Source organism: Roseateles sp. UC29_93 (assembly GCF_042695725.1).
In the GTDB taxonomy this organism is placed as follows: domain Bacteria; phylum Pseudomonadota; class Gammaproteobacteria; order Burkholderiales; family Burkholderiaceae_C; genus Roseateles; species Roseateles noduli_A.
In genome coordinates this window covers 4,189,385-4,214,716 of the sequence record NZ_CP170545.1, presented here as the reverse complement: position 1 = coordinate 4,214,716, position 25,332 = coordinate 4,189,385, and the positions used below count along the sequence as shown (strand labels likewise).

Below are 25,332 nucleotides of genomic sequence, written 5' to 3'. Positions count from 1 at the left end.
GAAAGAAGATGAACACCTACCTCGTGATCAAGTGGCTGCACATCGTGTCGAGCGTGCTGCTGGCGGGCACCGGCTTCGGCTCGGCCTTCTACCTGTTCTTCGCGAACCGCAGCGGCTCGCTGGCGGCGCAGGCCGTGGTGGCGCGGCTGGTCAAGCGCGCGGACCTCTGGTTCACGACGCCGGCGGTGATCGTGCAGCCGCTCACCGGCGTGTGGCTGGCGATGACCGCCGGCTGGTCGCTGGACACGCCGTGGCTGGCGCTGTCCATCGTGCTGTACCTGCTCGCGGGCGCCTGCTGGCTGCCGGTGGTGTGGCTGCAGATCCGGCTGTCGCGGATGGCCGACGCGGCGCTCGCCAGCGGCCAGCCGCTGCCGGCCCTGTACTGGCGCTATGCCCGCTGGTGGGAAGGCCTGGGCTACCCGGCCTTCATCGCGGTGCTCGTCGTCTTCTACCTGATGGTGAACAAGCCGGCGCTGTGGGGCTGAGCGGCCCGGCGCGCCCGGTCAGCCGGGCGCTTGCGGGACGAGACCTACTCAACGATCAAGGTGTAGCTGACCGCCTGCGACATGCGCGGCAACGCGCCGCCGAAGTTCAGCGTGTGCCGGCCGCGTGCGAGCGGCTTCAGCATCACGTAGTAGCCGTTCGACGCCGACGGGAAGAGCCGCGCGCCGCTGGGATGTCGCGCCCAGGCGTTGAAGCACTCCGGGCTGGCCTGCCGATGGCGCCGCAGGTTGTCGTAGCGCACGCCGTCGAGTTCCAGCACCAGCATCTCGGCGCCCTCGGTGATGCGCTCGGCGTCGCGCGTGACCTGTGCGCAGCTCGGCATGCCGGTACGCGTCGGCGTGAAGACGTAGTTGATCAGCGGGAAGAACAGGTACTTGTCGGCCGGTACCCGGCAGGTGCGCACGGTGCGGGCCGTGCCGTAGGTGCCGGCGAGGAAGAACACGTCCCCCGACTGGCGGTTGCCGCACTGGACGCCGGTGCGATCGGCGACGGGACTGAGGTCGTCCTCGAAGGACAAGGCCCATTCCCACCAGCGGCGCGACCACTCGCCCTGCGTCACCCAGCCGACCTGCTCATCGGGGCCGAGCAGCGGCGAGGCCGGCGCCGCCGCGGATGCGGGGATCGCCGCGGCCTTCACCTCGTCGGCCTGCGCGTGACCGCCGACCGCCATCATCCAACCCGTCGCGACGGCCAGCAGCGCCGTCTTCCCTCGTGCGTTCATCGTTCCGATCTCCCTTGAAACGGGGCGCATTCTCGCCGTGACGGACGACCGCCCGGCATGACCTCCGCCACAATCCCGCCCCATGAGCTTCGAACCCACCGCGCTGCTGGACATGTCCAGCCCCGAGGCCAAGCGCGCCTCGTATGACACGCTGGTCGCCCAGACCCAGGCCCTGCTGCATGGCGAGCGCGACTGGCTCGCCAACCTGGCGCAGTTCTCCGCGCTGGTCTTCAACGCCGTCCCGACGTTGAACTGGGCCGGCTTCTACCTCGTCAACGCGACGAACGACCAGGAGCTCGTGCTCGGCCCGTTCCAGGGCAAGGTCGCCTGCGTGCGCATCGCCTTCAGCCGCGGCGTCTGCGGTGCCTGCGCGCGGACGCGCGAGGTCCAGCTCGTCGAGGACGTGCACGCCTTCCCCGGCCACATCGCCTGCGACGCGGCCTCGCGTTCGGAACTGGTGCTGCCCATCGTCGCCGGCGGGAAACTGCGCGGGGTCTTCGACCTCGACAGCCCCGAGCCCGCCCGCTTCGACGCGATCGACGCCGACGGCTTCCAGCGCGCGATCGCCGTGCTGGTCGACGGCACCGACTGGGCCTGACCCCGATGCGCACGCGCTCGACGCGCCCCCCGGTCCTGGCGCTGGGGCTGGCGGCCCTGTCCGTCCTGTCGATGCCGCTGTCCGCCGCGGAGCTCAAGCTCCGCGTGCTGGAGACCAGCGACATCCACATGAACCTGCTGAACTACGACTACTACCAGGACCGCCCGGCCCAGGAGTTCGGCCTGGCCAAGACGATCACGCTGATCCACCGCGCCCGCGCCGAGGCGCCCAACAGCCTGCTGTTCGACAACGGCGACCTGCTGCAGGGCAATCCGCTGGGCGACGTCGTCGCGCGTGTGAAGCCGCTGAAGGCCGGGGACATCCATCCCGCCTACAAGATCCTGAACCTGCTGGACGTCGACGCCGGCAACCTCGGCAACCACGAGTTCAACTACGGCCTGCCCTTCCTGCGCCAGGCCATCGCCGGCGCCAGCTTCCCCTACCTGAACGCCAACGTGATGGAGGCCGACGGCCGTCGTCATGCGTTCACGCCCAGCGTGATGCTCGAGCGCACGATGCGCGACGAGGCCGGCCAGGACCACGCGCTGAAGATCGGCGTCGTCGGCGTCACACCGCCGCAGATCCTGGAGTGGGACCGCCAGAACCTCGCCGGCAAAGTACGGGTGCGCGACATGGTCGACGCCGCCGCCGAGCAGGTGACGGACCTGCGCCGACGTGGCGCGGACCTGATCGTCGTCATCGCCCACACCGGCATCGACAAGACCGAGCTGCCCAAGCTGTCCGAGAACATGGCCGCCCAGCTCGCCCGCGTGAAGGGCGTGGACGCGCTGTTGCTGGGTCATGCGCATACCGAGTTCCCCGGCCCCGGCTTCGCCGGCTACCCGGGCGTGGACCTCGCGAAGGGTCAGCTCTACGGCACGCCCGCCGTGATGCCGGGCCGCTGGGGCGATCACCTCGGCATCGTCGACCTGACGCTGAAGCAGACGGACAGCAAGGACGCCAGGGGCGGCAAGAGCGGCAAGCGGTGGCAGGTCGTGGACAGCCAGTCCAGCCTGCGCCCGATCTTCGACCGCGCCACGCGCAAGCCGCTCGTCGACGCCGACCCGATGCCCGCGGTCGTGATCGCCGGCGAGCATCAGGCGACGCTCGACTACGTCCGCAGCCAGGTCGCGATGGCGGATCAGCCCATCCAGAGCTACTTCTCGCAGGTGCTCGACGGCACCGCCGTGCGGCTGGTCGCGCAGGCGCAGCTGGCTTACGCGCTGAAGGCGGTCCAGGGTACGGCGCTGGAAAAGCTGCCGATGCTGAGCGCCGCCGCGCCCTTCAAGTCCGGTGGCCGCCAGGGCTGGACGCAGTACACCGACATTCCCGCCGGGCCGGTCGCGATCAAGCATGTGGCCGACCTCTACGTCTACCCGAACACGATCAAGGTCGTGAAGCTCAGCGGCGCCCAGGTGCGCGACTGGCTGGAGATGTCCGCCGGCCAGTTCCGCCGCATCGATCCGCAGGGGCCGGCGCGGCAGGACCTCGTGGACACGAGCTACCCGAGCTTCAACTTCGACATGATGCTGGGTCAGGACGGCGCCTTGCGCTACGAGCTCGACGTGACGCAGCCGGCGCGTTTCGACAAGGACGGCAAGCGGCTCGGTGACGGACAGCGCGTCGTGAACCTGACCTGGCGCGGCCAGCCGCTGGATGAACGCGCGGACTTCCTCGTCGTCACGAACAACTACCGCGCCTATGGCGGCGGCCACTTCCCGGCGCTGGCGGCGGACAAGGTCGTCGTCGACGCGCCGGACGAGACGCGCGAGGCCCTGGCCCACTTCCTCGCGGCGCAGCCGTCGCTGAGCGCGGCGGTCGCGGCGTCGTCCTGGCGCATCCGGCCGGTCCCGGGCGTGGCGATGCAGTTCGTGTCCGGCAACGGGGCCGCGGCGCACCTGAAGGACACGCCCCAGGTGACCCGGGTCAAGGACAACGGCGACGGTTCGTCGCTGTTCGAGCTGAAGCCATGAGCTGAGGCATGCGCTGAGGCCATGCGCTGAAGCCCTGGCCGGGCGAAGGCAGCCGCCTCCGCCGCGTTCCGGAAACGACAACGGCCGCTCGAAGCGGCCGTTTGTCATTGAGGCGGGGAAGTCTCTGCCGGGACGCTCAGACGTGGATGTCGAGCAGCGCGCCCTCGGCCCGGATCTGCGTCTGCAGCACCCGCAGGTTGCCGACGAAGGCGTAGGTCGCCGACTTCTGCTCGACGATGTCGGCCGCGAGGTCGGCGCCGGGTTCCGGCAGCTTCTCGACCTTGGTCGTGACGCCGTTGCCGTCCTCGGCCGTCTGGGCCTCGATCCGCTCGCGGCGGTAGCCCGGCGTGGCGGCGTTGGCGACGTTGTTCGCGGACGCGCGCAGGCGCTCGTTGGCGGCGGACATGCCGGACAAGGCGGTCGACAGGCTGACGTTGGACATGGCGTTCTTCCCAGGATCCCGGTCTCAAGCGACCAGGCATCCCGCCGTCATCGGCACTTTCCAGCCGATCTTTAGAAAAGAAATGGGTTTCCGGCTCATTTTTCTGGATCGGATCCGTCCGGGTTTCCGCTGAAAACGACGCCGAATGCGCCATCGGAGGGCAATTCGATCGCCAAACGCCCGTCTGACCTACCCCGGATGGGGTGTTTGCAGCGCCTTACGTGCCGGCCGCATCGGACAGAGGCCTGGTCTCCAGATAATGCGAAACATTCTTATCTGCGAACTCTTCTCATCGCCATGCCGTCTGCCGCTTTCCGACCCACCCTTGCGCCGCTGGCGCTCGCCCTGACCGCCGCGTTGCATGGTGGCGCGTTCGCCCAGTCGACGCCGCAAGCCCCTGAAACCGCGGCGTCTTCCGCAGCTTCAACAGCTGCCACGACGCAATTGCAGAAGGTGGTCGTCGAAGCGAGCGCGGACGCCTCGCGCGGCGGCCTGATCAAGTCCTATGCCGGCGGCCAGGTGGCGCGCGGCGGCCGGGTCGGCCTGCTCGGCAACCAGGACTTCATGAACACGCCGTTCAGCACGACGGCCTACACCAACGAACTGATCCAGAACACGCAGGCGCACAGCGTGGGCGACGTGCTGCTCAACGACCCCGGCGTGCGCGTCGCGCGGGGCTTCGGCAACTTCCAGGAGAGCTACTTCATCCGCGGCTTCATCCTGAACTCCGACAGCGTCGCCTACAACGGGCTGTACGGCCTGCTGCCGCGCCAGTACATCTCGGCCGAGCTCTTCGAGCGCGTCGAGGTGCTGCGCGGCGCCTCGGCCTTCCTCAACGGCGCGACGCCCAACAGCGACGCCATCGGCGGTTCGATCAACCTGCTGCCCAAGCGCGCGCCCAGCCTGCCGCTGACGCAGATGACGGTCGGCACGGCCAGCGGCGGGCAGACCATCCTGGCCGTCGACGTGGCTCGGCGCTTCGGCCCGGACAACGCCACCGGCGTGCGCGTCAACCTGGCCTCGCGCGCCGGCGACACCAGCGTGGACAAGGAAAGCGTCAACCTGGGCATGGCCTCCATCGGTCTGGACTGGCGCGCCCGCGACGTGCGCCTGTCCGCCGACGTCGGCTACCAGGACCACAAGCTCAAGCGCACCCGCACCAACGTCACGCTGGGCGCGACCGCCACCGCGGTGCCCAAGGCGCCCGACAGCGATTCCAACTGGGCGCAGCCATGGACCTACTCCAACGAGCGCGACCTGTTCGGCACGCTGCGCGGCGAGGTCGACCTGGACCGCTGGCTCGGCGAGGGATGGACCGCGTGGTTCGCCGCCGGCGCGCGCAGCAGCGACGAAGCCAATTCGCTGGCCAACCTCACCCTGACCAACAGCACGACCGGTGCGGGTACCACTTCCCGCTTCGACAACACGCGCGAGGACCGCGTCCGCACCGGCGAGGTCGGCGTGCGGGGCCTGCTGACCACGGGGCCGGTGAAGCATGAGCTGGTGGCCTCGGTGAGTGCCTTCCGGCTGGACAAGCGCGCCGCCTTCGGCGTGTCCACGACGAGCACGCAAGTGCGGCTGATCCCGACGAATCTGTACGACGGTGGCGCGGCGCCGCTGCCGACGCTGCTCTCCGTCAGCAACCAGTTGGACGACCCGGCGACGACCGGCATGACGCGCCTGCGCAGCGCGGCGCTCGCGGACACGCTGGTGATGCTCGACGACACCCTGCGCCTGACGCTGGGCCTGCGCCACCAGTCCATGGACATCCGCAGCTATGCGTACAACACCGGCGCGCCGGCGGTGCCGTACGACCTCAGCCGCACCAGCCCGATGGCGGGCGTCGTGTTCAAGCTCGGCAAGTCGCTGTCGGCCTACGCCGACTACATCGAGGGGCTGACGCAGGGCGACACGGCCGGCGTGTCGACCGGCCCATCGCTGCAGGGCACGATGCTGCCGCCCTATCAATCGAAGCAGAAGGAAGTCGGCCTGAAGTTCGATGGCGGCCGCATCGGCGGCGGCGTCGCCTTCTTCTCGACGGCCAAGCCGCGGTCCGTGGTAGTCACGAACGTGAGCTTCACCGCCGAGGGGGAGGACCGTCACCAGGGCATCGAGTTGACCGCCTTCGGCGAACCCATGCCCGGCCTGAAGCTGCTGGGCGGGTTGACCTGGCTGGATGCCGAGCAGAAGCGCACCGGCGTCGCGACGACCGACGGCAAGCGCGTGATCGGCGTGCCGCGCGCGATGCTGAACCTGGGCACCGAGTGGAACGTGCCCGGCGCGCAGGGCCTGTCGCTGGATGCGCGGGTGGTCGCCACCAGCAGCATGTACGCCAATGCGACCAACACCTTGAGCGTGCCGGGCTGGGGTCGCGTGGACGTCGGCGCGCGGTATGCGATGGACGTCCGCGGCCACCTGGTCACGCTGCGGGCCCGCGTCGACAACGTGGCGGACCGCAACTACTGGGCGTCCTCGGGCGGCTTCCCGGGCAGCGGCTATCTGGTGCTGGGCACGCCGCGCACGGTCAGCGTGAACGCCTCGTTCGAGTACTGAGCCAGGACGCCCCCACGCAGGCCACGAGCCCTCTCACGAGGGCAGAGACGCCACTGGGCCCGGAACAGGGCGTGAGGGTCCTGGAGGGAGCCCTCATGCCCTGTGATGGGCCGCGCCTGGCGTTGCGAAGTCCGGGGGCCTCCAGCGACGAGCGAGCCTCAAGCCCCCGCCAGTTCCTCGTAGCTCCCGCTCGAGATGAACACCCGGACCGAATCCCCGCCGGCCGCCTTGGCTTCGGCGCAGGCCAACTGCCCGGCGCCGAGCACCGCATCCACGGTATCGAGCGACGGCTGCAGCTGCACCACGCCCAGGCTGGCCTTCACACGCGCCCGGTGCAGGCCCCAGCGCAGGCGATAGCCGGCGATGGACGAGCGGATCTTCTCCGCGACGATCTGGGCGTAATGCTGGTCGCAGTCCGGCAGGAGCACGACGAAGTGGTCGTTCTCCAGCCGCGCGACGGTGTCGGAGGCCCGCACCTTCGTGATCAGCATCTGCCCGAGCCCGTACAGGAAATGGTCGGCGACTTCCGCCCCCATGCCTTGCAGGATCTCGCTGAACTTGTCGATGTCGACGAACAGCACCGACACCGGCTCATGCCGGCGGCTGCCGACGTGTTCGGCCAGGCGGCGTTCCATCTCGCGGCGGTTGGAGAGTTCGGTGACCTCGTCGTGCTTGGCGGACCAGGTCGGCTGCAACCGCTGCTGGCGGGCGGCGGTGACGTCGTCGAGGATCCACATCGCCTCGCCCGCCGGCTGTTCCCAGTGCACGGGCGTCGCCTGCAGCCGGCCCCAGAAGCGCGAGCCATCGCGGCGGACGAATTCCACTTCCTCGTCCAGCGGCCGTCCCGCGCCGAAGGCGGTGCCGATGCGGGCCTGCAGCGCCTGGTGCGCCGAATCCGACACGACCGACGCGCGCTGGTCGGTGCCTGTCAGGTCGGTCTCGTCGCCGTGGCCGAACAGGTGGTTGAAGTGCTCGCTGACCACCTCGAAGCGGCCGGCGGCCACGAAGGCCACGGCCAGCGGCGCCCGCACCATCATCGCCCGCATGCGGGCGGCGATCGGGTCGGCGGCGTCGTGTTGGGATTGCATGTCGTCTCCTGGCGTTTGACGAAGGTGTACCCGTTTTACCCGGTCCTGGAAACCCCGGAAGGCCCCCGTTCCAGTGCCGCGGCGGTGCCGCCGCGGTGTGCCGTCGAGGTGCCGCCGCCCTGAGGCGGCCCCGGTTTGGGATGCACCGTCAGGCGCAAACCACAGCCATCGCCCTGCTATGGCGAGGATTTGCAACGACACGGGGCGCCCGAAAGCGGGGTTGCCTCAGGGCGGCGGCGGGGCGATCTGTTCGGCCCAGTCGTACAGGGCGGAGAGGATTTCGCCCGCGCGCTCGTCCTCCGACTCTTCGGCTGCCTGGGCCAGCGTGTCGATGCGTTCAAAGAAGGCTTCCAGCGTCTGTGCCCCACCTTCGCCCAGGTGCAGCCGGGTGGCCCGGTGGTGTTCCCATCGGGCCTGCTCGTCCGCGGTCAGGCTGTCCGGGAAGTTGCGCGCGCGGTAGCGGAACAGGATCTCTTCCAGCCGGGCGTCCTCGAAGGCGACCTTGCCCTGCGCCACGCGGTCGGCCAGCGCCTCGGGAGACAGCCCGCGCAGGCGTTCCAGCGAACGGCGGTCGTCGTTCGAGACGAAGCCGCCATACAGGTCCTCGTCGACGTCGACAGCGCCCTCACCGGCCGGGCGCTGGAACACCTGCGGCCACAGCCGCGCGAGCTCCCCGCCACGCGTCGCCAGCGTCTGCGCATGCGCATGCGCCTGCCCCTGCGCGAGGTCCAGGCCCCAGCGGGCGGCCATCTCGGGCGACAGGATCTTCATCGACGAGATCACGATCGGCGACTTGTTGACGTGGATCGTCTTGATCGGCAGCCGCGTCACGCCCTCGGGCAACAGCTCCTGCTTCGTGTACATCCGCAACCGGATCGCCTCGGCGTCCAGCGCCAGCAGCTCGGCCGGATCGCTGCCCAGGTCCCAGACGATCAGCTCGTTCTTGTTGGTCGGATGCGGCGCCAGCGGCCAGACCAGCGCGATGCAGCCGCGCTCCGTGCCGTACATGCCCGACACGTGGAGGAAGGGCCGGTTCGTGCCGATCTCGGCCCAGACGGCGTCCTTGCGGCGCAGCTTCAGGCAGAAGTCCCACAGCCGGGGCTGCTTCTGCTTGATCAGGCGGGCCAGCGCGATCGTGGCGCGCACGTCGGACAGCGCATCGTGCGCCGCCTCGTGGGCCAGGCCGTTGGCGGCGGTCAGGTGCTCCAGCTTGAAGGACGGGCGGCCGTCCTCGTGCTTCGGCCACTCGATGCCTTCCGGGCGCAGCGCGTAGGCGCAGCGCACGACGTCCAGCAGGTCCCAGCGGCCGCAGTCGTTCTGCCATTCACGACCGTAGGGATCGATCAGGTTGCGCCAGAACAGGAAGCGCGTGACCTCGTCGTCGAAGCGGATCGTGTTGTAGCCCAGGCCGACGGTCCCCGGGCGCGACAGCTCGGCGTGGATGTCGGCGGCGAAGCGGTGTTCGGCCAGGCCCTGCTCGGCGCAGGTCTGCGGGAGGATGCCGGTCAGCAGGCAGGACTCCGGATCGGGCAGCGAGTCCGTCGGCGGCTGGCAGTAGACCATCAGCGGATCGCCGATCTCGTTCAGGTCCGCATCGGTGCGGATACCGGCGAACTGCGCCGGCCGGTCGCGGCGCGGCACGCGTCCGAAGGTCTCGTAGTCGTGCCAGTAGAAAGTCATCTCATGCATGGGGCGGGACGATACCTCAGCGGGGCGGCGATGCCGGGCATCGGGGCGGGCATCCGGGCGGGCATCCGGGCGGGCGAAGGGAGGCGCCACAGGGCGCGCAACGGGCGTGCGTACCGCGCCTGGAAAGGACGCCGCTCCGCTTCGCGGATACTGCGGCGCGATTGCCCCATGACAACCCGGACCCCGATGCCGCTCAGCCACCTGCTCCTGTGCCTGTCGATTGCCGCCACGCTGCTGCCGGTGCGCGCGCCCTGGCCCTGGCTGTCCCTGCTGATCATGGCGGTCACCGCCGGGCTGGTGAACGGGCAGCTCACGGTCGCCGCGATGGTGCCGGTGGCCGCCCTGGCGTCGCTCGCCTGGATGGCGATCGAGGCCCGCCACCGCCCACGCCGCGAGGCCACGCTGATGCTGCTGATGCTGGTGATCGGCCTCGCGCTGGCGCTGCACCTGCTGCCCGGGTTCCTGAATCCGACCTACCTCGCGACCACCTCCGACGCCCGGCCGCCGTCGCTCAAGTACCTGAACTTCGACAAGGGCGTCGCCGGCATGCTGATGCTGGCGGTGCTGGCCTCGCAGCAGCGCAGGCGGTCGGAAGGCGTCGCGCTGGCGCCTTCGCCCGGCCTGCCCGGCCTGCCGGGCTGGGCGCTCGGGGCGGTCGTCGCCGCAACGCTCGCCCTGCCCTGGTTGCTGGCGGTGGTCGGCGGCCTCGGCCGGCCGACGCTGCGCTGGCCGGACAACGCCGGCCTGTACCTGGCCGCCAACCTGTTCCTGACCTGCGTGGCCGAGGAGGCCGCCTTCCGCGGCGTCATCCAGGGCCTGCTGGCGCGCCGCCTCGGCACCGACCTGCGCACGATGAACGGCTGGCTGCCGGTGCTGCTGGCCGCCCTGCTGTTCGGCCTGGCCCATGCGGCGGGCGGCACCGCCTACGTGGCGCTGGCGATGCTGGCCGGACTGGGCTACGGCCTGGCCTACACGCTGAGCGGCCGCATCGAGCTCGCCATCCTGCTGCACTTCGCGCTCAACGCGCTGGTCTTCCTGACCTTGAACCTCGGGCACGGTTGATGCCCTGCCCGCCGATTCCCATCAATGTGAGTCGGCCGTGTGTCTTCTGTGTACGGATTGTTGCCGTGCGAAGCGATGCCGGGACAACCCCGGATGTCTGACGATAATCCGCCGACCTGAACTCGTGCGCCCCGCATGCAGCAGATCGCTCAATTCGCTCGCACCGTCGCCCGCTCCCTGGCCGGTTTCTTCCTGGCGCTCTGGCGCCGTACCGCGCCGATCCGGGACTCGCTGCGTGAACTGCCCACGTGGAAGCGCATCGCCGTCTGGTCCGGTGCCGGCGTGCTCGCCCTGGCGCTGCTGGTCACCGGCGCGGGCCGCGGTGGTCTGGCCGGGCCTGCCCGACCTGGACCGTCTGACCGACTACAACCCCAAGCAGCCCTTGCGCGTCTACACCGAGGACGGCCAGCTGCTGGCCGAGTTCGGCGCGGAACGGCGCAGCTACCTGCCGCTGGACAAGATCCCCAAGCAGATGCAGCAGGCGCTGCTCGCGGTGGAGGACGCCAACTTCTACGACCACCAGGGCGTGTCCTTCACCGGCATCTTCCGGGCGGCGATCGCCAACCTGTTCTCGTCGCGCAGCCAGGGCGCGTCGACGATCACGCAGCAGCTTGCGCGTGACCTGTACCTGACGAAGAAGAAGCTCTACACCCGCAAGTTCGTCGAGATCCTGCTGGCCTTCAAGATCGAGAGCCAGCTGTCCAAGGACAAGATCCTCGAGGTCTACATGAACCAGATCTATCTGGGTCAGCGGGCCTACGGCTTCGAGGCGGCGGCGCAGGCCTACTTCGGCAAGTCGCTCAAGGACCTGTCGACCGCGGAGACGGCGATGCTGGCGGGCCTGCCGCAGAACCCGTACTACGCGAACCCGATCATGAACCTGCCCCGCGCGCAGCGCCGCCAGGCGGTGGTGCTGCAGCGGATGGTGGACGTCGGGATGATCACGCCGGAGCAGGCGCAGCACGCGCGCGACGAGCCGGTCAAGCTGCGCACCGCGCAGGACCAGCGCCTGCCCTACGGCCAGTACGCGGCGGAGATGGTCCGCCAGGTGGTGCACGCGCAATACGGCGACGAGGCCTACAGCCGCGGCCTGCGCGTGACAACGACGCTGCGCATGGACGACCAGGTCGCCGCATACAAGGCGCTGCGCCGCACGCTGATGGACTATGAACGCCGCAAGGCCTGGCGCGGTCCGGAAGGCGACGTCGACCTGCCCGACGGCATGGACGCGCAGGACCAGGACGCCGCGATCGCGCAGGCGCTCAACGAGCACCAGGACAACGACGACCTGCGCGCCGCGGTCGTCACGCAGGTCGCGAACAACAAGCTCCAGGCGAGCCTCTCCGACGGCGACGACATCGAGATCAAGGGCGAAGGCCTGCGCTCGGTGCAGTCGGCCCTCTCCGCCAAGGCCAAGCCCGACCTGCGCATCCAGCGAGGCTCCATCATCCGCGTGCTGCGCGGCGCGCCGACCAAGGAGTTCCCCAAGGGCGCGTGGGCGGTGACGCAGTCGCCGGAGGCCGAGGGCGCGCTGGTGTCGGTCGAGCCCGACAGCGGCAAGATCCTGGCGCTGGTGGGCGGCTTCGACTTCAACCGCAACCAGTTCAACCACGCGACACAGGCATGGCGGCAGCCGGGCTCGAGCTTCAAGCCCTTCATCTACTCCGGCGCGATGGAAGTCGGCGCGAGCCCCGCGACGCTGGTGGACGACGCGCCGATCTCGGTCGGCGACTGGAATCCGCGCAACTCCGACGGCAATTTCGACGGCCCGATGACGCTGCGCCAGGCGCTGGCCAAGTCCAAGAACATGGTCACGATCCGGGTGCTGGAACAGCTCACGCCGGCGCGCGGGCGCGCCTGGGCCGCGAAGTTCGGCGTCGACCTCGAGAAGCAGCCGGAGAACCTGACGCTGGCGCTGGGTTCGGGCTCGGTGACGCCGCTGCAGATGGCGAGCGCCTATTCGGTCTTCGCGAATGGCGGCTACCTGCTCAAGCCGCTGCTGGTGACGAAGATCGTGGATTCGCAGAACCAGGTGCTGTTCCAGGCGGAGCCGGAGAAACTCACCGACGACCGCCGCGCCATCAGCGAGCGCAACGCGTTCATCACCGGCTCGCTGCTGCGCGAGGTGGCGATCCGCGGCACGGCCTACAAGGCGAGCGCCTCGCTCAAGCGCTACGACCTCTACGGCAAGACCGGCACGACGAACGACGCGGTGGATGCGTGGTTCGCGGGCTTCCAGCGCCGCGTGGCGACGGTGGTCTGGATCGGCTACGACCAGCCGCGCAGCCTGGGGGCGGGCGAATCCGGCGGCGGCATCGCGCTGCCGGCGTGGATCGACTACATGCAGGTCGCGCTGAAGGACATCAAGCCCTCCGAGATCGAGCCGCCGAAGGACGGCGGCCTGGTGCAGGAGGAAGGCCCGTTCGGTCCCGACTGGGTCTTCAGCGAGTATGCGGGCGACGCGGGTCTGAAGACGATCGGGCCGATGCCGCCGCCGCTGCCGGCGTCGGACGCGGCCTCGGGGCCTGCGACGGGCGCCTCGGGCGTGCCGCCGTCCTGGTGGATGGGCGGCGATCGCAGCGGCGGACAGTGACCGGATCGATCGCTGCGGCCACTGAGGCCGCCGGGGCCACTCAGGTCACCACGACGGCCGTGACGGCCATGGCGCCAAGGACCGCGAACTGACGCGGAGGGAGTTTGCGATGAAGGACGGTACCTTTTCCGGAGGCGGGCTGGCGGGTCTCCTCTTCACCACGCTCGCCGCGCTTGCCGCGTTCGCGGGACCTGCCCGCGCGGCGGATGCCGACGACGCCATCGAGCCGGATCAGCCCGGCATCGTCGAATCGAGCAGCACCGTCGGCAAGGGCCGCGCGCTGCTGGAGACCGGCCTGGGCTACCAACGCGACAAGAGCGACGGCGTGCGCAGCCGGCTGTGGTCGACGCCGACGCTGCTGCGTTTCGGTTTTGCCGAGGACTGGGAGTTCCGCGTCGAGACCGACGGCTACCAGCGCCTGCGCGCGTCCGACGGCAGCGGCACCGCCAAGGTGAGCGGCTGGGCCGACACGGCGCTCGGCGTGAAGTGGCACGTGCAGGACGGCGACGCCGAGCGCAGCAAGCCGGGGCTCGCGTGGCTGTTCAACGTGGACATGGACAGCGGCTCGTCCGCGTTCCGGGGTCAGGGCTTGCGCCCGTCGCTGCGGCTGACGTCGGAATGGGACCTGCCGCATGACTGGTCGGCCGGCCTCATCGGCGGGCTGTACCGCGACAGTCGCGACGACGGCAAGCACTTCGTCGGCGGCATCCTCGGCGCGTCGCTGGGCTGGCCGATCGCGGAGGCGTGGAAGGGCTACGTCGAAGTCGCGGGCGACCAGCTCGCGTCCAACCGCAACGGCGGGCGGAGCATCTCGGCGGGCACCGGCGTCACCTGGCTGGTCGACCGGAAGCTCCAGCTGGACGCGTCGATCAACCGTGGTCTGACGAAGCAGACGGCGGACTGGGTGCTGGGCGTCGGTGTGTCGATCGGGTTCTGATCGTCCCGTTAGCCACGGGCTATTTCATGTGAGCCACGGGCTCATTCCCGTCGACGCCGAGATGACGTACAAAGCCGGCTGTCCTGACAGCATCGCCTGACTCCCATGCGCCTCGTTCTCCGAATCGCCGCCCTGTCGCTGGTGATCAGCGCCCTGCCCTCGGCGTGGGCCGATCCCGCGAGCGGCACCTTCACCGCCTCGCGCGCCTGCGACGCCTTCCAGTCCTTCAGGAAGAGCACCAACCCCGACGGCGCGAAGCTGTCGCCGGGCACGGGCTACACGATCCTGGAGTCGCACAACGCGGGCTGGACGCGGGTGCAGGTGCCCGGCGCGCGGCCACCGGAGCGCTGGGTGCAGAACGACTGCGGCGCGGCCGCGGGCGGTGCCGCCCCGTCGACATCGACCGCGACATCACCCGGTGCCCGCGCGCCGTCGGGCGACACCGCCGCGGCGAACTCCGGTCAGGGCATGTGCAAGACGCCGGATCAATACGACAGCTTCGTGCTGGCGATGTCGTGGCAGCCCGGCTTCTGCGAATGGACGGCGGGCGGGCGGCGCGGCAAGCCCGAGTGCGAGGCGATGGAAGACGGCAAGCTCAAGGTGACCAACCTGACGCTGCACGGCCTGTGGCCCAACCGGCAGCAATGCGGGATCAGCTACGGGGACTGCAGCAATGCGCCGATGAACCTCTCGAAGGAGACGGTGTCGTACATCGGACCGTGGATGCCGAACTTCCTCTACGAGAAGGGCTTCGGCGAGCACGAGTGGCGCAAGCACGGCACCTGCCAGACGACGCTGAATCCGGACGCGTACTTCCGCCGGGCGGTGGACCTGGTGAAGCAGTTCAACGATTCGGGCGTGGGCAAGTACATCCGTCAGAACATCGGCGGAGCGATCTCGCGCAACACCTTCTACGAGAAGCTGAAGGCGGAGACCGGCAGCGACGCCTACCGCGACAGCGTGAAGCTGATGTGCTCGGGGCAGTACCTCACCGAGATCCAGGTGAAGCTGCCGAGGGACTACAAGGCCGGCGGAACACTGAAGGAGCTGCTGGGCGATCAGCCGAGCGGCAGCGGCGGCGGGACCTGCCGCAGGGATGAGATCCGGATCGAGGCGAGCGGGCGCTGAACGCGGCGAAGCCCTACTGCAACGCGATGAACGCTGCTTGTATGCTCCACGTCCAATAAAACGATCCAGGGAGTGAGGCATGGCCGCGGCCATCGAACCGTCGTCCGCGACGGCCATCCGGCGTTGGGAAAGCGTCCGTCGACAGCTGGGCGAGCGCCTGTCCAGGAACCTGCTGGAAGAAGTCTCCCGGGAGGACCTGATCGCGACCCGGCGCCTTCGCGTGCGGGTGTCCGGTCGCCTCGCCCTGGCCTATCTGCTGGCCTTGCTGGTGCACGGCGCCGGACTCGGCGCAGGCGTGGCGGGCGTGATGCTGCTGGCGGGTGCCTGGAACAACCTCTTCATCCCGCTCGGCGGTGTGGCGCTCGTGCTGTTGTGCATCGCCGCCCGTCCCCGCCTCCCTCAGGCCCCCGACCACCTTCTTTCGCGCGAGCGCTTTCCCGCGCTCCATGCGTTGAGCGACCGGATCGCGGCTGCGCTGGGCGCGCGACCGGTCGACGGCATCGGCGTCTGCGCGGACTTCAACGCCAACTACCGCGTCGCCGGCTGGCGGCGGGAGCGCTACGTCGAGATCGGCAGCCCGCTGATGGCGATCCTGACGCCGGCCGAGCAGGTGGCCCTCCTCGCCCATGAGTTGTCGCACGGCGTGAACGGCGATCCGTTGCGCGGCCAGTTCCTCGGCCATGCGGTCGACACGCTGGCGGCCTGGGGGACGGCGGCAAGACCGCTCGCCATCGGTCAGCTCGGACAGGGCATGGCGGCCGGGCCGATCGTGTCGCTGGTCGGGCTGCCGTTCGAACTCTTGATGCTCACCGTCTCCGAGCTGCTGTTCGCGGCGGCCCGCGGCATGCTCTGGCTGGTGATGCGGGAATCGCAGCGCGCCGAGTACCTGGCCGACCTGCTGGCGGCAACGGTCGCCGGCTCGGCGGCGATGCGCGGCGTCCTGGAGAAGACCTATCTGGACGAGGTCGTCGATGCTGCTGTCCGCGTGCATGCGCTGACCACGCCGCACGACGCGATCGAGCCGGCGGTGCGAGGCGCCGCCGCGGCGGTCGGCGCCGCCGAACTCGATGCGCATCGCGCGGCGTCCCGGTCTGAGTCCTGGCGGACGGACGCGAGTCATCCACCGACCGCGATGCGGGTCGATCAGTTGCTCCGGCGGGAGGATCTGCCGCCCACGGTGGCATTGCTTCCTGCCGACGAGCAGGCGCTGGCTGAAGAAGTCAGTCGCCTCCTGCAGATGTCGCAAACCACACTCGTCGGGCGCAAGCTCGAAGCGATCTACGGATGAGCCAACGCTTGAGGGCCTGACATGCCCACCATCCTCACCCACGCCATCATCCCCGTCGCCGCGCGACTGGGCCTGGGCAAGCCGCTCGTCTCCAACCGCCTGTTGATGGCCGGCATCGCCGCCTCGGTGATCCCGGACCTCGACGTCATCGCCTTCCGCATCGGCATCCCGTACGCGGATGCGTTCGGGCATCGAGGGGCTTCGCATTCTCTGGTCTTCGCGTTGCTGATGGGACTGATCGCATTCCTGTCGGCGCGGGCACTGCGGGCGCCGCGCTGGTGGGCTTTCGTCTTCGTCGCTCTGTCCGGCCTGTCCCACGGCCTGCTGGACATGCTCACCGACGGCGGCCACGGCGTCGCGCTGTGGTGGCCGTTCTCAGAGGAACGCGTCTTCTTCTCCGCGCAGGTCATCGAGGTGTCGCCGCTGAGCTTGAAGCGCGTGCTCAGCGGGCGGGGCTGGGAGGTGCTGCAGTCGGAGCTGGTGTGGGTGTGGTTGCCAGCGTTGGCTGCGGCCATCGGGATCGCGGTCGGAGTGGCCGCATGGCGCCGTCGGCGCGTTTGACCCGGCCTGATCGGGTCTGATCGGATCGGCACCAAACCTGATCGCCGCCGCACCGGCGGCGTGAGGCTCTCCCGCTAGGATCGATTCATCCCTTCACGAGGAATCGATTTGAAGCCGAGCACGATCCACGCCCCCGACGGGTCCGCGCTGGCCCGCGAGCTGCACATCCGCCCCGGCGTCGGTGTCGCGGCTCACGTGCTGCAAGGGCGCGGCCTGCAGATCCTGCGGATGCGCGTCGATCTGCCCGCACTGATCCTCGTCGATCGCGGCATCAAGACCGTCAAGCCGGCACGCGGGGCCAGCGTGCGTGCGCAGCCCCGGCAGGCCATCCTGCTGAGCGGCAACCAGACCGTCGACTTCACCAACCTCGTCGCCGAGGGAACGCAGTACGAAGCGCGTTGGCTGCTCTTCGACGCCCAATTGCTGGACGACGCGTACTACGCGGCTCGCGTCGCTCAGCACGAGCGAAGGGGCACACCGCCCTCCCCGGTGCGCTTGCTGTCGAAGGTGCGGCCCGGCCTGTCCGACGCCTTCGAGCGCGCCACGCAAGCACTGGCACCTGACCCTGCGTTGCCCGATGCCATCGCCCGTCAGCGCGTGCTGGAGGTGATGCATTGGTTGTTGGAGGACGGAGTCGTGCTGCGATCCGCGCCCGTCGATGCCAGTGTCTCCATCAGCGTGCGCGCGTTGATCGCCGGCCGGTTGGATCACGGCTGGACAGCCTCCCGCGTCGCCGACGCGCTGGCGATGTCCGAAGCAACGCTGCGGCGCCGACTGGCCGCTGAAGGCGCATCGATGACAGCCTTGATCGTCGACGCCCGCATGGCCTCCGCGCTGACTTTGCTCCAGGCGACCACACAGCCCGTGTCTGAGATCGCCCGTTCCGTGGGCTACGAGTCGCCCTCCCGCTTCGCCGTGCGCTTCCGTGAACGCTTCGGCTTCGCGCCCACTTCCGTCCGCGGGCACGAGCGCGCGGATTGACGCGGCGCTCGGTCGACGACCTCGACGACCCGAGCGCCTTCAACGACTTCGACAACTTCGACTGAACGACATGCTCACCCTCCACCACCTCGGCCATTCCCAGTCGGAACGCATCCTGTGGCTCTGCGAAGAGCTCGGCATTCCCTACGAGCTCAAGCGCTATACGCGCGATGCGGTGACGCGCTTGTCGCCACCCGAGCTCAAGGCGCTGCATCCGCTCGGCGCCGCGCCGCTGATCGAGGACGGCGACCTGCTGCTGGCCGAATCGGCGGCGATCGTCGAGTACCTGATCGCGAGGCACGGCGATGGCCGTTTGAAGCCCGGCGCCGATCATCCGGACTTCGCACCGTTCCTGTACTGGTTCCACTTCGCCAACGGCAATCTGCAGCCGGTGCTGCTGCGACGAATGACGCTGGGGCGCGCGTTGCCGGCGAATCATCCGGTCCTGGAGGCAACGCAGGAGCGGCTCGACAAGGTGCTGGCGCTCGTTGAAGAACGACTCGGCCAAGCGCCCTACTTCGCCGGCGCCGAGTTCACGGCGGCCGACATCATGAGCGTCTTCTCGCTCACGACGATGCGGCTGTTCATGCCGGTCGATCTGGCGCCGTATCCGAACATCCGGGCGTATCTGCAGCGCATTGGCGAACGGCCGGCCTATCGACGGGCCATGGCGAAGGGCGATCCTGACCTGAAGCCACTGCTGACCTGACCACGCCGCCAGGCAACGGTCTACCTCGAATGGGACCTTCAGCCTTGGCAGGTTCCCGCCGATGTCATGGCAGGACCTCCGCCTTTGCGACGAGGGACGAGGCTTTCGCCTCTTCAACCGCGACCATGAACATCTCCCTCACCTCGACCCTGAGCGCCTTCAAGCCGTCTGCAGACAGCGGGCCGGCAAGACCTGGCACCGCGCCCAAGGGCGCCGCCGCCGCGTTGCTCGAAACCGGCCTCCAGGCGCAACTGATCAACAAGGACACGACGATCCCGCAAGCGGTCAAGGATGAGAAGCTGAAGGCGCTGTCGCCCAAGGCGCAGCAGGCGCTCGCTCTGGCGCAGGCCGAAACGGAGGCGGCCAGCAAGAGCGACCTGGTCGATTCGACGGCAGGTGCGGCGGACCCGGCGACGGGGACCGAAGTCGACGGGGCCTTGGCGGAGGGATCCGCGGACGACGCCACGTCCGATGGCACCGCTGCGCCCGTGACCTACGACGGTGCGGTCGGCAAGGCGCCGCAGGAGGCGCCGGACCAGGCCAAGGGCGTCCTGGTGGACGTTCAGGCCTGACCCCCGGAAGCTCAGCGCTTCTTGACGATCACGCTCCCCACCGAGTACCCCGCCCCGAACGAGCAGATCACCCCCAGGTCGCCCTGCTTGAGGTTGGCGCGATGCTCGTGGAACGCGATCACCGAGCCGGCCGACGCCGTGTTCGCATACGTGTCCAGGATCAGCGGCGCGATCTCCGCGCCGGCTTCGCCGCCGACCAGCTTCTTGATCACCAGCTGGTTCATGCCCAGATTGGCCTGGTGCAGCCAGTAGCGGCTCACGTCATTGGGCTGGATGTGCAGCGCGGCCAGGTGGTTCTCGATGTGCGCCGCGGCGATCGGCACCACTTCCTTGAAGACCTTGCGGCCCTCCTGGCGAAAGGTCTTGTCCCGACCGTTGGGATCGCTGTCCTCGGCCTTGTTCATGAAGCCGAAGTTGTTGCGGATGTTGTTGGAGAACTGCGTCGCCAGCTTCGTGCCCAGGATCTCCCACTGCTCAGGCGCGGTCGCCAGATCGGCGCGCTCGACGACGATCGCCGTGCACACGTCGCCGAAGATGAAGTGGCAGTCGCGGTCCTTCCATTCCAGATGCGCGGAGGTGATCTCCGGATTCACGATCAGCACGCACTTCGACGCGCCCGAGCGCACCGCGTTGTACGCCTGCTCCAGCGCGAAGGTCGCCGACGAGCACGCCACGTTCATGTCGAAGCCGTAGCCGCCCGCGCCCAGCGCCTGCTGGATCTCCACCGCCATCGCCGGATAGGCGCGCTGCATGTTCGCCGCCGAGCAGAACACCGCGTCCACGTCCTCGGGCTTCCTGCCCGCGGCCGCCAGCGCCTTGCGCGACGCGTCGACCGCGATCTCCGCCATCAGCGACAGCTGGTCGTCCGCCCGCTCCTCGAAACGCGGGTACATGCGCGTCGGGTCCAGCACGCCTTCCTTCTCGATCACGTAGCGCTGCTTGATGCCCGAGGCCTTCTCGATGAACTCCACGTTCGAGTGCACCAGCGCCTCGCGCGTGCCGGCGGCGATGGCCTCGGCGTGCTCGGCGTTCTGCAGGTCCACGTAGCGGTTGAACGAGTCCACCAGCTCGGCGTTGGTGATGACGTGCGGGGGCTGGTAGAGACCGGTGCCGCTGATGACGACGGAATGCATGTGGCTTGTCTTCTGATGTCGCCCGTTGCAGGGCCAAGGGGGCGAAGTTTAGCGAACTGCGCCCAAAAGCCCCCGATCGATGCATGCTGCACCGCAGCGCGGCGCGGACTTCCCGCAGCACGCGTAGAATGGGTCACCGGGCCCAAATTTTGGGACTCGGTTTTTTTGGCCGGGTCCCAAGTCAAGCGCTCGCAGCCCAGGGCGTGCACTGCATCAACGCAGCCCGACTTTGCGACTTTGGACCATGGAAATCTTTGACTACGACAACATCCTGCTGCTGCCGCGCAAGTGCCGCGTGAACAGCCGCAGCGAGTGCGACACCTCCATCGAGTTCGGCCCCCGCCGCTTCAAGCTGCCGGCGGTGCCTGCGAACATGAAGACGGTCGTCGACGAGTCCATCACCGAATGGCTGGCCGCCAACGGCTACTTCTACGTGATGCACCGCTTCGACCTCGATGCGATCGCCTTCGCCCGCACGATGCGCGACAAGGGCCTGCTGGTCTCGATCAGCGCCGGCGTGAAGGAGGCGGACTACGCCCTCATCGACCGCCTGGCCGCCGAGGGTCTCGGCGCCGACTACATCACCATCGACATCGCCCACGGCCACGCCGATGCCGTGCAGCGCATGATCGGCCACATCAAGCACAAGCTGCCCGACACCTTCGTCATCGCCGGCAACGTCGGCACGCCCGAGGGCGTCATCGACCTCGAGAACTGGGGCGCCGACGCGACCAAGGTCGGCATCGGTCCGGGCAAGGTCTGCATCACGCGCTTGAAGACCGGTTTCGGCACCGGCGGCTGGCAGCTCTCGGCGCTGAAGTGGTGTGCCCGTGTCGCGACCAAACCGATCATTGCCGACGGCGGCATCCGCCATCACGGCGACATTGCCAAGAGCGTGCGTTTCGGTGCTGCGATGGTGATGATCGGCTCGCTCTTCGCGGGTCATGAGGAGTCGCCGGGCAACACCGTCGAGGTCGACGGCAAGCGCTACAAGGAGTACTACGGCTCCGCGTCCGACTTCAACAAGGGCGAGTACAAGCACGTCGAGGGCAAGCGCATCCTTGAGCCCGTGAAGGGCCACCTCGCCGACACGCTGCGCGAGATGGAAGAGGACCTCCAGAGCTCCATCTCCTATGCCGGCGGCCGCAGCCTCGGCGATCTGCGCAAGGTGAACTACGTGGTCCTCGGCGGAGAAAACGCCGGCGAACACCTGTTCATGTAAGGACAAGGCCCGCAGTCCACCCGCATGCCCCAGGCCCGCGGGCAGCGAGTGCTGGTGGGGCCGGAATGATGCGAGGGGTTCCCGGAGGGATGCCCCTCGCGTCGTGGAGTGCCCGCGCCAGACGACTCGAAGTCGAGGGGCCTCCCGTTATGATGCGCCCCGTTGGTGCTCGCGCCCGGCCTTCCGCCGGCGCAGTTCAACGGGAATCAGGAGGGGCCGCACCCGCGCGGTCGTGGCCCCAACCTGAGCTGCCCCCGCAACGGTAAGCGGAAGGCGCGCCTCTTCTGAAAGCTGAGAGCGCGCGGCTCGTGTCTGAAAACCACTGGACGGTCGTCCGGGAAGGCAACACGGGTTCATTCTTCCGACAGCCCGGATACCGGCCAACAGGCGGATCGTCGCCGTCCCTCCAGGGGGATGGTGCGTCCATTCCGCATGCGGCCGCGGGGAAGCGGCCGTCTGCCGCTGCTCATCCGATTCCGACATGCAACCCTCTTCTCCCCGCGCCGCGTTGCGCGCCGTCGCCCGTGCTTCCGCGACCGCGCTGGTCGCCCTGCCCGCCCTGTCCATCGTCTCGACGGGCGCCTTCGCGCAGTCTTCCCTCGATCCCGTCGTCGTCATCGGCACCCGCGAGCCGCAGGCGCTGAGCAAGAGCGTGGCCGACGTCGTCCTGATCGACCGCGACACCCTGCGCGACAGCGGCGCCGCCAGCGTCGAAGAGGTCCTGCGCCGCTACGCCGGCCTGCAGGTCCTGCAGAACGGCGGTCCCGGACAGACCGCCGGCTACCTGCTGCGCGGCACCAACACCAACAGCACCATCGTGATGATCGATGGTCTGCGCGTCGGCTCCGCGACGCTGGGCCAGGCGGCCTTCGAGTCGATGAGCCTCGACCAGATCGAGCGCATCGAGGTGCTGCGCGGTCCCGCCTCGGGCCTGTACGGCTCGGACGCGGTCGGCGGCGTGATCCAGATCTTCACGAAGCGGGGTCAAGGCCCGCTGAACATCACCGCCGGCGTCGCCGTCGGCGAGTACGACTCGCGCAAGGCGGACTTCGCGCTCAGCGGCGCGCAGGCCGGCTTCGACTACGCGGCCAGCATCGGTCGCGAGACCAGCGACGGCGTGTCGTCGATCCGCCCGAACGACATCAACGGCTACTACAACCCCGACCGCGACGGCTTCCGCCGCACGTCGGCCACGGCGCGGCTGGGCTTCACGCCGGCCGAGGGGCATCGCATCGGCGTCAGTGCCTCGCAGAACAAGCTCAACGCGCAGTACGACAGCGCCAATTTCAATCCGCCGGACTTCCTGCCGGATGCGTCGCCGGACTTCCGCAACCGGCTGACGACCCGCGTGGTCAGTGCCGATTACCGCGGCACGCTGTCGCCGATCTGGACGACGACCGTGCTGGCGACGCACGGCATCGACGACTCGCGCTCCGGCGCGCCGGATCCCGTGCCGTTCAAGACGACCCGTGATCAGGCCACCTGGCAGAACGCCCTGCGCCTGGCGCCGGACCAGCAATTGCTGCTCGCCTACGAGCATCTGTCGGAGAAGGCCGAAGGCGTGGTGACGGATGCGCTCAAGCGCAACAACAACGCCTACATCGCCGGCTACACGGGCCAGTTCGGCGCGACCTCGCTGCAGGCCAACCTGCGCCGCGACGACAACTCCGCCTACGGCGGCTTCACGACCGGCACGCTGGGCGCGAGCTACGCGATCACCGAGACCCTCAAGGTGCGCGCCCTCGCCGGCACCAGCTTCCGCGCGCCGACCTTCAACGACCTGTACTTCCCGTTCTATGGTCGTCCCGGACATCCAGCCCGAACGCGGTCGCAGCATCGAACTCGGCGTGAACTGGCGCTCCGGCGCGAGCAGCGCCTCAGCCACGATGTACCGCAACAAGGTCCGCGACCTGATCGTCTACAACCCCGATCCCACCGGCACCGAATGCCCGACGGGCTTCTTCGGCTGCGCGGACAACATCGGTCGCGCCAAGCTGCAGGGCGCGACGCTGTCCGGCGCGCATCGCTTCGGCAACCTGAGCCTGACCGCGACGGTCGACTTCCTCGACGCGCGCAATGTGGAGACCGGCGCGCGCCTGCCGCGTCGCGCGGCGCATCAGGAGAGCGTCTCCGCCGACTACGACACCGGCGTGTGGAGCGTCGGGGCTTCGCTGACGGAAGTCGGCGCGCGGCCCGATGTCGGCGCGCAACTCGGCGCCTACGCGGTGACGGACCTGCGCGCGACCTGGCGCTTCCTGCCGCAGTGGCGCCTGGAGGCCAAGGTCCTCAACGTCGCCGATCGCGACGTGCAGCCGGTCTACTCGTACCAGGGTCTGGGCCGTCAGGCCTGGGTCGGGGTGCGGTATGACATGAAGGGCTTCTGAGCCGCTCGAAGCTGCATGAGGTCGCAGGAGGCCGCGCGACGGATCGCTCGCGCGGCCCTTCAATCGCACCCTGCTTGACTGGTAGCGATGTCACTGCGGCATCCATCACGGCGCCTCCCCCCGACGCGGGGGACGCATTCGCGCGGAAGCCACGCGCGCGCCCTTTAGCATCCCGCCCCTTCAGCAACAAACGCGACAAGTCGGGGAGTGAGTGATGGCGCGGATTTCGAAGTCCTGGGGACGCGGCGTGATGGCCGTTCTGGCGGCGTTGGCCGTCGCGGGGCTGCTCAACGGTTGCGGGGGCGGCGGCGACGATGACTGCGAGGTCACCGGCGAACGCGCCGACGTCTACTTCACGCCCAGCGTGCCGCTCACCGGCCAGGTGGCGCAGGACGCGCTGACCTACAAGCTGAACCAGCGCAATACCTGGACGCTCCAGGCGCGCGGTATGACGCAGGCCTGTCTCAAAGGCTTGAAGGTGGAGGTGCGCGATCCGCAGTTCGGGCTGCCGGCCGGCTTCACGTTGAACGAGACGACAGGCACGATCGAGAGTCCGGTCATGACGCGCCCCATCGAGGGCACGTGTTTCCTCAACGTGACCAATGCCAACGGCACGACGACGCAGCACAGCGCAGCCTCGATCAACCGGGTCTGCCCGGCGGACTACAAGTTGATGGAACGCGTGACCGCGGTGATCGTCACTTCGGACCGATACAACCAATCGACGCGCGTCGTGACGGCCGTGGCTTTCCAGCCGGCGCCGTAAGGCGCGGATCCTGCGTCAGGCTGCCGGGCGCGCGGCGGTGCATTCGATCTCGACGCGCGCGCCCAGCGCCAGCCCGTTGCAACCGAACGCGCTGCGCGCCGGCAGCGGCCGGTCGCCGAAGAACGCGCGGTAGACCTCGTTGAAGACGCCCCACTCCGCCATGTCGGCGAGCATCACCGTGCAGCGCATCAGGTGCTCGACGCCGAGGCCCTGCGCCTGGAGCGCGGTCTCGATGTTGCGCAGCGTCTGGAGCGCCTCGGCGCGGATGCCGCCTTCCACCAGCTCCAGCGTGCCGGGCTTGTTGCCCAGCTGACCCGACAGGAACACGAACGGCCCGAAGGCCGTGCCCTCGGGGAACGGGACGCTGGCGGGGAGGACGAGGCCGCTGTTGAAGCGGTGGATGGTGTCGTGGGTCGTGCTCATCGAAG

General features: G+C 69.0%; 21 protein-coding genes, 1 pseudogene and 1 riboswitch. Of the genes and pseudogenes, 16 read left to right on the top strand and 6 right to left on the bottom strand.

Annotated elements, in window-relative coordinates:
• The first annotated feature begins 8 nt into the window (after positions 1-8).
• Positions 9-485 (top strand): DUF2269 family protein, encoded by a 477-nt coding sequence (locus ACFJIX_RS19665; protein ID WP_377154000.1) that lies wholly within the window; start codon positions 9-11, stop codon positions 483-485.
• 44 nt (positions 486-529) lie between these two features.
• Here the strand turns inward: ACFJIX_RS19665 and ACFJIX_RS19660 are convergent, their stop codons facing one another.
• On the bottom strand, positions 530-1,225 hold the full coding sequence (locus ACFJIX_RS19660; RefSeq protein ID WP_377153997.1) for a hypothetical protein: 696 nt from the start codon (positions 1,223-1,225) through the stop codon (positions 530-532).
• A gap of 82 nt (positions 1,226-1,307) precedes the next feature.
• On the opposite strand from ACFJIX_RS19660, the gene ACFJIX_RS19655 reads away from it, so the two are divergent.
• Both ACFJIX_RS19655 and ACFJIX_RS19650 read left to right on the top strand, forming a co-directional pair.
• Complete coding sequence (locus ACFJIX_RS19655) at positions 1,308-1,823, top strand: GAF domain-containing protein (protein ID WP_377153995.1); 516 nt, start codon at positions 1,308-1,310, stop codon at positions 1,821-1,823.
• A gap of 5 nt (positions 1,824-1,828) precedes the next feature.
• The gene (locus ACFJIX_RS19650) at positions 1,829-3,796 is read left to right on the top strand and encodes a bifunctional 2',3'-cyclic-nucleotide 2'-phosphodiesterase/3'-nucleotidase (protein WP_377153993.1); all 1,968 of its coding nucleotides are present in this window, start codon (positions 1,829-1,831) and stop codon (positions 3,794-3,796) included.
• A gap of 136 nt (positions 3,797-3,932) precedes the next feature.
• On the opposite strand, the gene ACFJIX_RS19645 is transcribed toward ACFJIX_RS19650, so the two are convergent.
• Positions 3,933-4,238: a flagellar basal body protein gene (locus ACFJIX_RS19645; RefSeq protein WP_331614553.1), complete on the bottom strand. Its 306-nt coding sequence runs from the start codon at positions 4,236-4,238 to the stop codon at positions 3,933-3,935.
• Between the two features lie 297 nt (positions 4,239-4,535).
• On the opposite strand from ACFJIX_RS19645, the gene ACFJIX_RS19640 reads away from it, so the two are divergent.
• Positions 4,536-6,791, top strand: a complete 2,256-nt coding sequence (locus ACFJIX_RS19640) for a TonB-dependent receptor (protein ID WP_377153991.1) — start codon at positions 4,536-4,538, stop codon at positions 6,789-6,791.
• A gap of 158 nt (positions 6,792-6,949) precedes the next feature.
• On the opposite strand, the gene ACFJIX_RS19635 is transcribed toward ACFJIX_RS19640, so the two are convergent.
• A complete protein-coding gene (locus ACFJIX_RS19635; RefSeq protein ID WP_377153989.1) occupies positions 6,950-7,879 on the bottom strand; it encodes a GGDEF domain-containing protein in 930 nt (309 codons plus the stop codon).
• Between the two features lie 225 nt (positions 7,880-8,104).
• Positions 8,105-9,568, bottom strand: coding sequence for an exodeoxyribonuclease I (gene sbcB, locus ACFJIX_RS19630; RefSeq protein ID WP_377153987.1), 1,464 nt, complete (start codon positions 9,566-9,568; stop codon positions 8,105-8,107).
• A 168-nt stretch (positions 9,569-9,736) separates the two neighbouring features.
• Here sbcB and ACFJIX_RS19625 point away from each other — a divergent pair, with 168 nt between their 5' ends.
• The 9 genes from ACFJIX_RS19625 to ACFJIX_RS19585 all read left to right on the top strand — a co-directional run bounded on the left by ACFJIX_RS19625 (position 9,737) and on the right by ACFJIX_RS19585 (position 19,399).
• Positions 9,737-10,630 (top strand): CPBP family intramembrane glutamic endopeptidase, encoded by an 894-nt coding sequence (locus ACFJIX_RS19625; protein ID WP_377153984.1) that lies wholly within the window; start codon positions 9,737-9,739, stop codon positions 10,628-10,630.
• A gap of 322 nt (positions 10,631-10,952) precedes the next feature.
• Entirely contained in the window at positions 10,953-13,223 is a 2,271-nt protein-coding gene (locus tag ACFJIX_RS19620; protein WP_377153982.1) for a penicillin-binding protein 1A, read from the top strand.
• Between the two features lie 109 nt (positions 13,224-13,332).
• Positions 13,333-14,160: a transporter gene (locus tag ACFJIX_RS19615; RefSeq protein ID WP_377153979.1), complete on the top strand. Its 828-nt coding sequence runs from the start codon at positions 13,333-13,335 to the stop codon at positions 14,158-14,160.
• Positions 14,161-14,265: 105 nt separating this feature from the next.
• A complete protein-coding gene (locus tag ACFJIX_RS19610; RefSeq protein WP_377153977.1) occupies positions 14,266-15,288 on the top strand; it encodes a ribonuclease I in 1,023 nt (340 codons plus the stop codon).
• Positions 15,289-15,367: 79 nt separating this feature from the next.
• Positions 15,368-16,576 (top strand): M48 family metalloprotease, encoded by a 1,209-nt coding sequence (locus tag ACFJIX_RS19605; protein ID WP_377153975.1) that lies wholly within the window; start codon positions 15,368-15,370, stop codon positions 16,574-16,576.
• A gap of 21 nt (positions 16,577-16,597) precedes the next feature.
• The gene (locus ACFJIX_RS19600; RefSeq protein WP_377153972.1) at positions 16,598-17,137 is read left to right on the top strand and encodes a metal-dependent hydrolase; all 540 of its coding nucleotides are present in this window, start codon (positions 16,598-16,600) and stop codon (positions 17,135-17,137) included.
• A gap of 195 nt (positions 17,138-17,332) precedes the next feature.
• Positions 17,333-18,118: a helix-turn-helix transcriptional regulator gene (locus ACFJIX_RS19595; protein WP_377153969.1), complete on the top strand. Its 786-nt coding sequence runs from the start codon at positions 17,333-17,335 to the stop codon at positions 18,116-18,118.
• Between the two features lie 70 nt (positions 18,119-18,188).
• Positions 18,189-18,827 (top strand): glutathione S-transferase family protein, encoded by a 639-nt coding sequence (locus tag ACFJIX_RS19590; RefSeq protein ID WP_377153967.1) that lies wholly within the window; start codon positions 18,189-18,191, stop codon positions 18,825-18,827.
• Between the two features lie 125 nt (positions 18,828-18,952).
• A complete protein-coding gene (locus ACFJIX_RS19585) occupies positions 18,953-19,399 on the top strand; it encodes a hypothetical protein (protein WP_377153965.1) in 447 nt (148 codons plus the stop codon).
• Between the two features lie 11 nt (positions 19,400-19,410).
• On the opposite strand, the gene ACFJIX_RS19580 is transcribed toward ACFJIX_RS19585, so the two are convergent.
• Positions 19,411-20,532, bottom strand: a complete 1,122-nt coding sequence (locus ACFJIX_RS19580) for a beta-ketoacyl-ACP synthase III (RefSeq protein WP_377153963.1) — start codon at positions 20,530-20,532, stop codon at positions 19,411-19,413.
• Between the two features lie 244 nt (positions 20,533-20,776).
• Between ACFJIX_RS19580 and ACFJIX_RS19575 the strand changes: the two genes are divergently transcribed.
• The 3 genes and pseudogenes from ACFJIX_RS19575 to ACFJIX_RS19565 all read left to right on the top strand — a co-directional run bounded on the left by ACFJIX_RS19575 (position 20,777) and on the right by ACFJIX_RS19565 (position 24,904).
• Positions 20,777-21,754 (top strand): GMP reductase, encoded by a 978-nt coding sequence (locus ACFJIX_RS19575; protein ID WP_377153962.1) that lies wholly within the window; start codon positions 20,777-20,779, stop codon positions 21,752-21,754.
• 146 nt (positions 21,755-21,900) lie between these two features.
• Positions 21,901-22,154: riboswitch (cobalamin riboswitch) on the top strand.
• Between the two features lie 81 nt (positions 22,155-22,235).
• A pseudogene (locus ACFJIX_RS19570) lies at positions 22,236-24,138 on the top strand (TonB-dependent receptor domain-containing protein).
• Positions 24,139-24,352: 214 nt separating this feature from the next.
• Positions 24,353-24,904, top strand: a complete 552-nt coding sequence (locus ACFJIX_RS19565) for a hypothetical protein (RefSeq protein ID WP_377153961.1) — start codon at positions 24,353-24,355, stop codon at positions 24,902-24,904.
• A gap of 15 nt (positions 24,905-24,919) precedes the next feature.
• On the opposite strand, the gene ACFJIX_RS19560 is transcribed toward ACFJIX_RS19565, so the two are convergent.
• Entirely contained in the window at positions 24,920-25,327 is a 408-nt protein-coding gene (locus tag ACFJIX_RS19560) for a RidA family protein (RefSeq protein ID WP_377153960.1), read from the bottom strand.
• Positions 25,328-25,332: the final 5 nt, after the last annotated feature.

Coding starts and splice junctions, on each gene's coding strand:
- ACFJIX_RS19665 (WP_377154000.1), top strand. CDS start 9: ATGAACACCTACCTCGTGATCAAGTGGCTGCACATCGTGTCGAGCGTG.
- ACFJIX_RS19660 (WP_377153997.1), bottom strand. CDS start 1,225: ATGAACGCACGAGGGAAGACGGCGCTGCTGGCCGTCGCGACGGGTTGG.
- ACFJIX_RS19655 (WP_377153995.1), top strand. CDS start 1,308: ATGAGCTTCGAACCCACCGCGCTGCTGGACATGTCCAGCCCCGAGGCC.
- ACFJIX_RS19650 (WP_377153993.1), top strand. CDS start 1,829: ATGCGCACGCGCTCGACGCGCCCCCCGGTCCTGGCGCTGGGGCTGGCG.
- ACFJIX_RS19645 (WP_331614553.1), bottom strand. CDS start 4,238: ATGTCCAACGTCAGCCTGTCGACCGCCTTGTCCGGCATGTCCGCCGCC.
- ACFJIX_RS19640 (WP_377153991.1), top strand. CDS start 4,536: ATGCCGTCTGCCGCTTTCCGACCCACCCTTGCGCCGCTGGCGCTCGCC.
- ACFJIX_RS19635 (WP_377153989.1), bottom strand. CDS start 7,879: ATGCAATCCCAACACGACGCCGCCGACCCGATCGCCGCCCGCATGCGG.
- sbcB (WP_377153987.1), bottom strand. CDS start 9,568: ATGCATGAGATGACTTTCTACTGGCACGACTACGAGACCTTCGGACGC.
- ACFJIX_RS19625 (WP_377153984.1), top strand. CDS start 9,737: ATGACAACCCGGACCCCGATGCCGCTCAGCCACCTGCTCCTGTGCCTG.
- ACFJIX_RS19615 (WP_377153979.1), top strand. CDS start 13,333: ATGAAGGACGGTACCTTTTCCGGAGGCGGGCTGGCGGGTCTCCTCTTC.
- ACFJIX_RS19610 (WP_377153977.1), top strand. CDS start 14,266: ATGCGCCTCGTTCTCCGAATCGCCGCCCTGTCGCTGGTGATCAGCGCC.
- ACFJIX_RS19605 (WP_377153975.1), top strand. CDS start 15,368: ATGGCCGCGGCCATCGAACCGTCGTCCGCGACGGCCATCCGGCGTTGG.
- ACFJIX_RS19600 (WP_377153972.1), top strand. CDS start 16,598: ATGCCCACCATCCTCACCCACGCCATCATCCCCGTCGCCGCGCGACTG.
- ACFJIX_RS19590 (WP_377153967.1), top strand. CDS start 18,189: ATGCTCACCCTCCACCACCTCGGCCATTCCCAGTCGGAACGCATCCTG.
- ACFJIX_RS19585 (WP_377153965.1), top strand. CDS start 18,953: ATGAACATCTCCCTCACCTCGACCCTGAGCGCCTTCAAGCCGTCTGCA.
- ACFJIX_RS19580 (WP_377153963.1), bottom strand. CDS start 20,532: ATGCATTCCGTCGTCATCAGCGGCACCGGTCTCTACCAGCCCCCGCAC.
- ACFJIX_RS19575 (WP_377153962.1), top strand. CDS start 20,777: ATGGAAATCTTTGACTACGACAACATCCTGCTGCTGCCGCGCAAGTGC.
- ACFJIX_RS19565 (WP_377153961.1), top strand. CDS start 24,353: ATGGCGCGGATTTCGAAGTCCTGGGGACGCGGCGTGATGGCCGTTCTG.
- ACFJIX_RS19560 (WP_377153960.1), bottom strand. CDS start 25,327: ATGAGCACGACCCACGACACCATCCACCGCTTCAACAGCGGCCTCGTC.